This is a genomic window from Streptomyces sp. NRRL F-5123 (genome assembly GCF_000721495.1).
In the GTDB taxonomy this organism is placed as follows: domain Bacteria; phylum Actinomycetota; class Actinomycetes; order Streptomycetales; family Streptomycetaceae; genus Actinacidiphila.
The window spans coordinates 73,853-83,639 of sequence record NZ_JOHY01000039.1; the positions used below are offsets into that span (position 1 = coordinate 73,853).

10 protein-coding genes are annotated in these 9,787 nt (G+C 74.8%); 6 read left to right on the top strand and 4 right to left on the bottom strand.

What is annotated here, in order from left to right:
* Positions 1-92: 92 nt before the first annotated feature.
* The 3 genes from IH54_RS0126675 to IH54_RS0126685 all read left to right on the top strand — a co-directional run bounded on the left by IH54_RS0126675 (position 93) and on the right by IH54_RS0126685 (position 2,790).
* The gene (locus IH54_RS0126675) at positions 93-881 is read left to right on the top strand and encodes a ferritin-like fold-containing protein (RefSeq protein ID WP_031521474.1); all 789 of its coding nucleotides are present in this window, start codon (positions 93-95) and stop codon (positions 879-881) included.
* A 255-nt stretch (positions 882-1,136) separates the two neighbouring features.
* On the top strand, positions 1,137-1,700 hold the full coding sequence (locus IH54_RS0126680; protein ID WP_031521476.1) for an RNA polymerase sigma factor: 564 nt from the start codon (positions 1,137-1,139) through the stop codon (positions 1,698-1,700).
* Entirely contained in the window at positions 1,693-2,790 is a 1,098-nt protein-coding gene (locus IH54_RS0126685; RefSeq protein ID WP_159012074.1) for a CU044_5270 family protein, read from the top strand. Before IH54_RS0126680 ends, IH54_RS0126685 begins: the two co-directional genes overlap by 8 nt.
* On the opposite strand, the gene IH54_RS0126690 is transcribed toward IH54_RS0126685, so the two are convergent.
* The 4 genes from IH54_RS0126690 to IH54_RS0126705 form a co-directional block, all read right to left on the bottom strand.
* Complete coding sequence (locus IH54_RS0126690) at positions 2,771-3,094, bottom strand: hypothetical protein (protein WP_159012076.1); 324 nt, start codon at positions 3,092-3,094, stop codon at positions 2,771-2,773. The genes IH54_RS0126685 and IH54_RS0126690 overlap by 20 nt on opposite strands.
* Positions 3,095-3,097: 3 nt before the next feature.
* Positions 3,098-3,286, bottom strand: a complete 189-nt coding sequence (locus tag IH54_RS0126695) for a DUF3107 domain-containing protein (protein WP_052397897.1) — start codon at positions 3,284-3,286, stop codon at positions 3,098-3,100.
* Between the two features lie 150 nt (positions 3,287-3,436).
* Positions 3,437-4,102 (bottom strand): TetR/AcrR family transcriptional regulator, encoded by a 666-nt coding sequence (locus IH54_RS0126700; protein WP_031521484.1) that lies wholly within the window; start codon positions 4,100-4,102, stop codon positions 3,437-3,439.
* 168 nt (positions 4,103-4,270) lie between these two features.
* Positions 4,271-4,537, bottom strand: a complete 267-nt coding sequence (locus tag IH54_RS0126705) for a hypothetical protein (protein WP_031521486.1) — start codon at positions 4,535-4,537, stop codon at positions 4,271-4,273.
* Between the two features lie 287 nt (positions 4,538-4,824).
* Between IH54_RS0126705 and IH54_RS0126710 the strand changes: the two genes are divergently transcribed.
* The 3 genes from IH54_RS0126710 to IH54_RS0126720 all read left to right on the top strand — a co-directional run.
* Complete coding sequence (locus tag IH54_RS0126710; RefSeq protein WP_031521488.1) at positions 4,825-5,955, top strand: alpha/beta fold hydrolase; 1,131 nt, start codon at positions 4,825-4,827, stop codon at positions 5,953-5,955.
* Positions 5,956-6,197: 242 nt separating this feature from the next.
* Complete coding sequence (locus tag IH54_RS0126715; RefSeq protein ID WP_159012078.1) at positions 6,198-7,481, top strand: DUF3152 domain-containing protein; 1,284 nt, start codon at positions 6,198-6,200, stop codon at positions 7,479-7,481.
* A 609-nt stretch (positions 7,482-8,090) separates the two neighbouring features.
* The coding region (locus IH54_RS0126720; RefSeq protein WP_078862543.1) for a DUF3492 domain-containing protein at positions 8,091-9,787 on the top strand (1,697 nt) is incomplete at its 3' end.

Genomic DNA, 9,787 nt, shown 5'->3' on the forward strand with positions numbered 1-9,787 from the left:
TAGCTGCACCCGTTCAAATGTTTCGTTCGGGACATCATCGGGTCACGCGGAGGGTGTCGGCGCGCACCCGCGACTTGGTTATTGTGCCCCGCATGGAGACGCCTGACGACACCACCAAGCCCGCCGGCTCCGAGCCGGCGGAGCCCGCCACGCCCGCGGACACGACCGGGGAGGAGGCGAAGCCGACCGGGATCGCCGCGCAGGACTGGGCGGCGGCCGCCGCGGACCCGCGCTACCGCGCCGCGGTCGTCGATCTGCTGGGCGCGCTGGCATACGGCGAGCTGGCCGCGTTCGAACGGCTCGCGGAGGACGCGAAGCTCGCACCGACCCTGGAGGACAAGGCGGAGCTGGCCGCGATGGCCGCCGCCGAGTTCCACCACTTCGCGCGGCTGCGCGACCGGCTCACCGAGGTCGGCGAGGCGGCCCACGAGGCGATGGAGCCCTTCGCGACCGCGCTGGACGACTTCCACCGCCAGACCGCGCCGTCGGACTGGCTGGAGGGCCTGGTCAAGGCGTACGTAGGCGACTCGATCGCGTCCGACTTCTACCGCGAGGTCGCCGTCCGGCTGGACGGCGACACCCGCACCCTGGTGCTCGCCGTCCTCGACGACACCGGGCACGCGAGCTTCGCGGTCGAGAAGGTGCGCGCCGCGATCGACGCGGACCCGCGTGTCGGCGGCCGGCTCGCGCTGTGGGCGCGGCGGCTGATGGGCGAGGCGCTGTCGCAGGCGCAGCGCGTGGTCGCCGACCGGGACGCGCTCTCGACGATGCTGGTCGGCGGGGTCGCCGACGGCTTCGACCTGGCCGAGGTCGGCCGGATGTTCTCCCGGATCACCGAGGCGCACACCAAGCGGATGGCGGCGCTGGGCCTGGCCGCGTAGCAGCGCGGCAGCCGCGTCCGGCGGGAGCCGTGAACCCGATCCGGGACTTCGGGAGAGAAAGGGTGGGCCCGCCGCGGGCGGGCCCGTACCGCACCCGAGAACCTCCGAGAACGGAGTCCCGTGATCGCTCCCCTACGGCCCTCCCCCGCGCAGGGACCGCCCGCCTTACCGGACGGCCCGGCGGGCGCGCCGGGCGCGCCCGCCCCGGCTTCTCCCGCCTCCGTCCCGGCCTCCGCCTCCGCCGACGCCGCGCTCATCGCGCGGTCCACCCGGGAGCCCGAGGCCTTCGCCGGGCTCTACGACCGGCATGCCGCCGGCCTGCACCGCTACGTCACCCGGCGGCTCGGCGCCGACCTCGCGGACGACGTGGTCGGCGAGACCTTCCTGATCGCCTTCCGCCGCCGCGAGCGCTACGACATGAGCCGCCCCGAGGCGCGCCCCTGGCTCTACGGCATCGCCGCGAACCTCATCAGCCGGCACCACCGCAGCGAGCAGCGCGCCTACCGGGCCTGGGCCAGGACCGGTGCCGACCCCGTCGCCCGCAGCTTCACGCCCGACACCGACGCCGTCGAGGGCCGTGTCACCGCCCAGGCCTCCGGCGCCGCACTCGCCGCGGCCCTGCGCTCGCTCTCCCAGGGCGACCGGCACGTGCTGCTCCTCATCGCCTGGGCCGACCTCTCGTACGAGGAGGTCGCCACCGCCCTCGGCATCCCGCTGGGCACCGTGCGCTCCCGGCTGAACCGCGCCCGGCGCAAGATGCGCGCCGCGCTCCCCGGCATCGACCCGCAGCTCACCCCGGAGGGGGACGACCATGGATGAGATGACTGCGCTGCGCGAACTGCGCGCCGACGCCCCTGCGCCGGACGCGGCCCGGCTCGCCGCCGGGCGCTGGAAGCTGCTGAACGCCGTCGCGGACGGCTCCCCGCGGAGCCGCCGCCTCGCGCTCCTGGTCCGCGCCGCCGCCGGTACGCGCCCGCGCCGGGCGGCATTGGCCGCGCTGACCGCGGCGGGCGTCACCGCGGGCGTGCTGACGGCGGCCGGCGGGGCGGGGCCCGGCGCGGCGGGACCCGCAGCCGCGCCGCGCGTCCGGACGGTGGCGCAGGTGCTGGAAGCCGCCGCGACCTACGCGGAGTCCAGGGGCGGCGCGCAGCCGGCCCCGGACCAGTGGCTGTACGTGCGCACGTACGACTGCCCGCACGACACCTGCCGCGTCAACGAGGAGTGGACGCGCTACGACGGCGCGCGGACCGCGATGCTCGGCCACGCTCCGAAGAACGGACCCGCCCCGGTCGTCGTGACCGTGCTGCCCAGCGGGGCGACGCCCCCGGTGTACGACCGCGGCGAGCCCGGCGACTGGCCGCAGGAGACCTTCCGGCGACTGGCGCGGATGCCCGGCGAGCCGCACGCCCTGCTGCGCAGGCTCAGCAGCGACCCGTTCTTCGCCGGACCGGTCCCCCTCACCGCACCCGACGAGCAGTTCGACCTGCTCTCGGACCTGCTGTCGCTGCCCGACGCGGTGCCGCCGCACGTCACCGCGGCCCTCTACCGCGCGGTCGCGCTGATCCCGGGCGTCCAGTTGCTGGACCGCGGCGCCCGGGACGTCAAGGGGCGGCCCGGTGTCGCGGTGGGCTTCCACTTCACCGAACTCCACGAGAAGCATGCCATCCGGCTGCCCAGCGACGCCGAGCTGATCCTCGACCCGAGGACGTACGCCTACCGCGGGTCGACCGACCGGATCCACTGGCAGGGGAAGACCACCGTCAGGGGGTCGGCACTGCTGGCGACCGGCGTCGTCGACCACCCCGGGCAGCGGCCGGGCGGGCCGGTGCCGCCGCCCTCGTCGGTCAAGGTGGTCGAGCTGCCCAAGGTCGTGCACGTCGGCCCGCTGGTCACGCCCCCGGCGAGGTGACCTTCGCGTGCCGCCCCCGCCTCGCGGGGCTGGCGATCACGCTCAGGCCGGCGGCGGACGTCGCGAAGGCCGCCGCGAAGCTCGCCTCGGGGTGGCCGCCGCCGAAGACCGTGTAGGCGACGAGGCCGCCCGTCAGGGCGGCGATCACGCCGGTGAGCAGCAGCAGGCCGGCGTCCGGAAGCCGGGAGGGGAACAGCCGGGCGGCGGCGAAGGCCGCCAGCAGCCCGAGCACGGCATAGCCGGTGATCTGCAGGATGATCACAATCCCCTCCAGCGGCGCGGTGAGACGGACCTGTGCACTCACGTCCTACCCGGAGGGACGGCCGCGCAAAACGGCGGGAACGAGCACCTTGCGCCCGTGCTCGTCGACCAGGCTGAGCAGCTTGGCGTCACCGGCGAGTGCGTCGCCGACGGCCTGCTCGACCTCGTCCACCGACTGCGCGCTCTCGATGACGATCTCGCGCGGCGCGTGCAGCACGCCGATCTTGACCTCCACGGCTTGGTTACCTCCGATGGTCTGGCGGTGTGCGCGGTTGGTCGCGCCGTTACGCTGCTCAGCGTAGCCCGGCCGGACGGTGCGCGATCAGCGCCTCGTACACGCCGTGAGCGAACACCCGGCCGGACCGCCGTCCGGCCGGCAGGGGACTCAGGAGCGCGGGCCGTCCTCGGGGGCGTGGTGGCCCTCCGCGCCGTGCAGCGGGAAGCCGGCGATGCCGCGCCAGGCCAGCGACGTCAGGAGTTGCACCGCGGTGTCCCGCGGCACCTCGCTGCGGCTGGCCAGCCAGTAGCGCGCCACCACCTGGGAGACACCGCCCAGCCCGACCGCCAGCAGCATGGAGTGCTCGCGCGCGAGCCCGGTGTCCTCCGCGATGACCTCGCTGATCGCCTCGGCGCACTGCAGCGAGACCTTGTCCACCCGCTCCCGGACCGCGGGCTCGTTCGTCAGGTCGGACTCGAAGACCAGCCGGAAGGCGCCGCCCTCGTCCTCGACGTAGGCGAAATACGCGTCCATCGTCGCCTCGACGCGCTTCTTGTTGTCCGTCGTGGACTCCAGCGCGCCGCGCACCGACTGCAGCAGTGACTCGCAGTGCTGGTCCAGCAGTGCGAGATACAGCTCCAGCTTGCCCGGGAAGTGCTGGTAGAGCACCGGTTTGCTGACGCCGGCCCGCTCGGCGATGTCGTCCATCGCGGCCGAGTGATAACCCTGCGCGACGAAGACCTCCTGGGCCGCGCCCAGGAGCTGCTCGCGTCGGGCCCTGCGGGGCAGGCGGGTGCCGCGCGGCCGTGCCTGGGTCTGCTCGATGGCTGTCACGCCGCCTCCCAATTCTGCGGAACGAACGGATGAACGAACGGATGAACGAAGGAACGTGGGTTGCGCTGGCCATCGTACTTTTGGGTAACGAGACTGCGCGCCGTACGACGGCACATTCTCACGTACTGGAACCGCGCAGGACGCGCCCGGTGACCGGACACGTGCGGTTCACCGGCGGCCCTCGTCCTCGTCCTCGTCCATCTCGACCACCCGGCGCTGCTCGGCGGTGTCCGCGGGGTTGGCCTCCCCGTCCCGGTCCGCGGGCCAGGAGGTGGCCGGCTCGTCGCGGTGCTGGAGCAGGTCGGTGCGCTGCTCGGCGCTGTCGGCCTCCGGGGCCTCCAGTTCCAGATCGCCGTGCGCGTTCTCCACGGCGGCGTTGTCGTCCTCGTCGGCTTCCCGCTCGATCTGTGCGATCCGGGGGATCTCGTCGGACATGACGCCACTCCTTCCTCGCGTTGCTCGCGTTCGGGCCCGCTCCGGCCTCCGCCGGCCCTTCCCGGCCCGTCCCCGCGGCACTCCGTGCGCCCCGCGCGGCTCTTCCTCGGAGCCTAGGAGCACGGGGACGCGCGCGCACCGCGGGCGCGCGCCCCCCGGCCGGGCGGCGGCGCGCTCACCCGTCGGCTACCCATTCGCGGCGCGGCAACCGTCCGACGGCCGGTTCTGTTCTCCTGTGTGCGGACGAACACACGACCGTTCACGTGATCGTCTCGTAACATCGGTCCATGGCCTCGACGGACTACTCCCGACCCGGCGCCCCTCCGGCGTCCGTACCCCCGGCGGGCCCCGTGCTCGCCGACGGGGAGACGTCCAGGACCGTGCGGCTTTCCGGCCTCAGCCTGCTCGTCCGCTCCCGCGAACCCGCGGCGGACGGCCCCCGTGACGCCGCCTCCGCCGAACCCGCGCTGTTCGTGCACGGCCTCGGCGGCTCGTCGCAGAACTGGTCCGCGCTCATGGCCTCGCTCCACGACATCCTCGACGTCCAGGCGCCGGACCTGCCGGGTTTCGGCCATTCCCCGCCGCCCGACGACGGCGACTACTCCGTCGCCGCGCACGCCCGTGCCGTCGTCCGGCTGCTGGACGCCGAGGGCCGCGGGCCCGTGCATCTCTTCGGCAACTCGATGGGCGGCGCCGTCGCCGTCAAGGTCGCCGCCGCCCGGCCCGACCTCGTCCGCACCCTCACGCTGGTGTCACCCGCGCTTCCCGAACTGCGCGTCCAGTCCACCGCGCTGCCCACCGCGCTCGCCGCCCTGCCCGGCACCCCCGCGCTCTACCTGCGGGCCACCCGCCGCTGGTCCGCGGAGCGCCGCACCCAGGCGCTGCTGTCGCTGTGCTACGCCGACCCCTCGGTCGTCGGGCCCGCCGAGCGCGCCGCCGCGGCGGCCGAATACCGGCGACGTATCGACCTGCCGTACTTCTGGGACGCGACGATCCGCTCCACCCGCGGCATCGTCAACGCGTACACACTGGGTGGGCAGCACGCCCTGTGGCGGCAGGCCGAGCGCGTCCTCGCGCCGACGCTGCTGGTCTACGGTGTACGCGACAAGCTGGTGTCCTACCGCATGGCACGCCGCGCCTACCGGACCTTCCGCGACCCGCGGCTGCTGACCATCCCCGGCAGCGGGCACGTCGCCATGATGGAGCACCCGCGGCTCGTCGACCGGGCTTTCCGCGATCTCCGCCAGGAAATCGCCGCCCGGCCCCACGACGGCGCCGCCGCGGGTAGCGTCTCGGCGACGACCGGTGCGACCGGTGCGACGGGCGCGCCGGGTGCGGCGGGCGCGGCGGGCGCCGCGGCTGCCCCCGGCACACCGGGGACGTCGACGGGCATGAGCACTGCGGCAAGCGGGAGCTGATCGAGGGCGTGGGCAAACACAGCGCGCGGGACGGCCAGGACGGCCCCGACAACCGCATCGCGCAGACCGGCGGCTTCCCGCAGGCGGGCTTTCCGCAGCCGGGGGGCTCGCCGGAGGCCGATGCGTTCACGCCGGCGGGGGGTTCCCCCGAGACGGGGAGCCTTCCGCGGGTGGGGGACGCCTCGCGTGCGGCGGGCTCTCCGGAAACGGGGGGCATCCCGCGGTCGGGTGGCGCTCCGGGGGTGGGGACCTTCGCGCCTCCCGGTACCGCGCTGGGTACGCCCGGCAGCGGGCGCCGGCGGCGCACACCCGTCGGGCCGTACACCGAGCCGTTCGACCCCTTCGTCGACTCCGGCGCCTTCGCCGCCGTACGCCCGAGGCACCTGGACGCCCGGCCGCCGCACCACCCCGAGCACCCCGAGCACGCGGCCTGGGGCGCGCCCGACACCTGGGCCGACGACACCGTGCGGCGCCGCAACCTGCCCTTCGACCCCGTCGAGGAATGGGCCGAGGGCTGGGCCGCGCAGGACGCCGCCACCGCCGCGGAGCTGCGCGGACCGCGCGTCCACCCGCCGGGCCGCAGTGTGCCGCGGCCCCGGCAGGAGTTCCTGGACGCCTTCGAGCCGCCCGCTCCGGTCTCCGCCCCCGCCGCCGAGCCGGGGCCCGTCCTCCCGGCCGAACCCGCCGAGACCGCGCCCCGCCGCAGGCCCGGCCGGGCCTGGACGATCACGGGCATCACCGGGATCGCCGCCGCGGCCGTCGTGACCGTCGCCGCCGTCACCACCGGCAACCCGCTCTCGGGCCTCGGGCGCAAGCACCCCGGCCCCGACCCCACCACCGCGGACGTCCCTTCGCCGGAGGCCACCCCCTCGTACGCCGGCGCGCCCGGCACCGGCGCGGCCCCCACCACGTCGGCCGCGCCGCTGCTCACGTACGCCCAGCAGATGGATCTGCAGTACCCGCTGGCCCCCGACCTCAAGCTCTCCGGCGCCTTCGACACCGTCCCCGGCCACCAGGCCGCGCCCGGCAAGGGCAAGGTCATGACCTTCCGGGTCGACGTCGAACGCGGCCTCCCGCTGGACCCGCAGCTCTTCAGCGACACCGTCTTCCGCACCCTCAACGACGACCGCAGCTGGGGCCACGGCGGCACCATGACCTTCGAGCGGGTCGCCACCGGTGACGCGGACATCGTCGTGACGCTGGCCAGTCCCGGCACGACGGCGAAGTGGTGCGCGAGGGCGGGGCTCGACACGACGATCGACAACGTGTCGTGCGATGCGGCTTCGACGCCGCGGACGATGATCAACGCGTACCGCTGGGCGCAGGGGGCGGATACGTTCGGGCCGGAGCTGATGCACGCGTATCGCCAGATGCTGATCAATCACGAGGTGGGGCACCGGTTGGGGCACCACCACGCGGGGTGCCCCACGGCTGGGGCGCCGGCGCCCGTGATGATGCAGCAGACGAAGTTCCTCTCGCTGAACGGCGGGCCGAGCTGCGAGCCGAATGCTTGGCCTTATCCGTAGGCGCTTCTCACTGCGTGGTGCGGTTCGTTGCGCGATCGTCCGCCGGTGGGTGGTTGTTCGCGCCGTTCTCCCCCGGAGCTTCGCCTGGGAGGTGCCCTCACGCGCCCCCGGTGTACCCGGCGGGCGCCCCTGTCGGGGCTTGGTCGGGGGCCACTCCGGGGGTACCTCCTCGGAATGCGCGTCCGACCTCTCCCCGAGTCGGTAGGGGAGTGGGTGCGCATTCCTGCGGGGGCACCCCCGGATCGTCCCCCTCCTGCGTTTCGTCGGCGGCTGCCTGCCGGTGGGGGTGGGTGTGCGAGGGACTGCGGTTCGACCCCGGCGTTGGTGCACCGCCGCAGGGGGCCGTCAGTCGAGGTCGCGTCTGCACCGGTGGTGGGGGTGGTAATCACCCCGCGCCGTCAGGCGCGGGCACCCCAGCGGCCGGAAAGCCGCGATACCCACCCGCGGAAGGCGGCGCAACGCCCGGCGTTGGGAGAGGTTACGCCCGTTCACCCCTTTTGATGGCGTCGCGGACAACCGTCCGCCGCCATGCCCGGACGGCGCAATACGGTCGTCGCGCCGGGCGGGACACGACCCCGCCGGGCGCGACGGACGAGAAGGGCCGGACCCGTGCGGATTGGATTGCTTACCGAGGGTGGCTACCCGTACGCAAGAGGTGAGGGAAGCGCCTGGTGCGACCGCCTCGTGCGCGGTCTGCCCCACCACGACTTCGATGTGTACGCCCTGAGCCGCTCGCCGCGGACCGAGGCGGCCGGCCAGGTCGAGATGCCGTCCCACGTGGGCCGCCTGCGGCAGGAGCGGTTGTGGGGTCCTCCGGCGGCTCAGGCGCCCGGTGGCGGGCGGGTGGTGCGGGGTGCCTTCCGTACGGGTTTCCGCGAGTTGGCGGGGGCGCTGGCGGGTGCGGACGTGGGGAGTTCCGCACGGCGGGCGGACCGTTTCGCCTGCGGGTTGTACGCCCTCGGGGACCTCGCCCAGGAGCGCCCCGGTGTGCTGTCCGCGCTGCTGCGCGGGGACGACGCGCTCGTCGAGCTGGAGGCGGCGTGCCGGGCGCCCGGTGTGCGCCCGGTGCTCGGCGACATCGTGGTGACGGAGCTGCTGACCGTCGTCGACGAGTTGGAGCGCCAGCTGCGTCCGCTGTCCGCGCAGTGGTACGGCCCGGCGGAGTTGGGCGCGGTGGACGTGTGCCATGCGGTGTCCGGTGGGCCCGCCGCGCTGCCGGGTCTGATGGCCAAACGGTTCTGCGGTACGCCGCTCATCGTCACCGAGTACACCGTCCGCGCACGTGAGGCACTGCTCGCGCACCGGGCAGCCGGGCTGCCCCCGGCCGTACGGGCGCTGCTCGGCGACCTGCACCGGCTGCTGTCCGGCGAGGCCTACCGGCAGGCCGCGCTCGTCACGCCCGGGTCCGCGCACGTGCGCCGCTGGCAGGAGCGGTGCGGGGCGCCGCGGGAGCGGATGCGCACGATCCATCCCGGGATCGACGCGGGGCGCTTCGCGCGGGCCGGGGCGGCGGCGGAGGCCGCGGCCAACGCGGAGGAGCAGGCCGCGCACGCGGACCCCACGGTCGCGTGGGTGGGCCGGGCCGACCCCGCGAAGGACCTCATCGCGCTGCTGCACTCCTTCGACGCGATACGCCGCGAGGAGCCGCAGGCGCGGCTGCGGATATTCCACGCCCCGGCGGCGGACGAGCGCGCAGCGGGTTACCTCGGCCACTGCCGCACGCTCGCGGCGCAGCTCTTCCCGGACGAGGCGGCGGACGCGCACGCGGTGGGGGAGAGCCCGGTGAGCTTCGAGGAGATCGGCTCGCCGGGTGCGCCGGAGGCTGCGGACGCGTATGCGGCGGGCGATGTCGTGGTGCTGTCGAGCTGCGCGGAAGGCTTTCCGCTGAGCCTGGTCGAGGCGATGTTCTGCGGGCGGCCGACCGTGTCGACGGACGTCGGTGCGGTGCGCGAGGTCATCGGCGGGACGGGGCTGGTGGTGCCGCCGCGCAATCCGAAGGCGCTCGCCGAGGCGACCCTCGGCCTGTTGCGCGGCCCCGGGCGCGCTGCCCGGCTCGGCGCCGCGGCCCGCGAACGGGCGCTCGCCCTCTTCACGGTCGGCGCGTCCGTGGACGCCTTCCGGGAGAGCTACCTCGGCGTGGTGGCCCACCCCCCCGCCCGCCGCCCGCCCCTCCTCGACGCCCGGGGCGCGCCGCGCCCCTTCACCACCCCCGCGGAATCCCTCGCGCCCAGCCGCCTGGCCCCCACCCCTGTCTCTTATACACATCTCCGAGCCCACGAGACAGGCAGAAATCTCGTATGCCGTCT

Excerpts from the sequence above, each read along its gene's own strand:
- IH54_RS0126675 (WP_031521474.1), top strand. The coding sequence starts at position 93 with ATGGAGACGCCTGACGACACCACCAAGCCCGCCGGCTCCGAGCCGGCG.
- IH54_RS0126705 (WP_031521486.1), bottom strand. The coding sequence starts at position 4,537 with ATGTCCGACGAGATCCCCCGGATCGCACAGATCGAGCGGGAAGCCGAC.
- IH54_RS0126685 (WP_159012074.1), top strand. The coding sequence starts at position 1,693 with ATGGATGAGATGACTGCGCTGCGCGAACTGCGCGCCGACGCCCCTGCG.
- IH54_RS0126710 (WP_031521488.1), top strand. The coding sequence starts at position 4,825 with ATGGCCTCGACGGACTACTCCCGACCCGGCGCCCCTCCGGCGTCCGTA.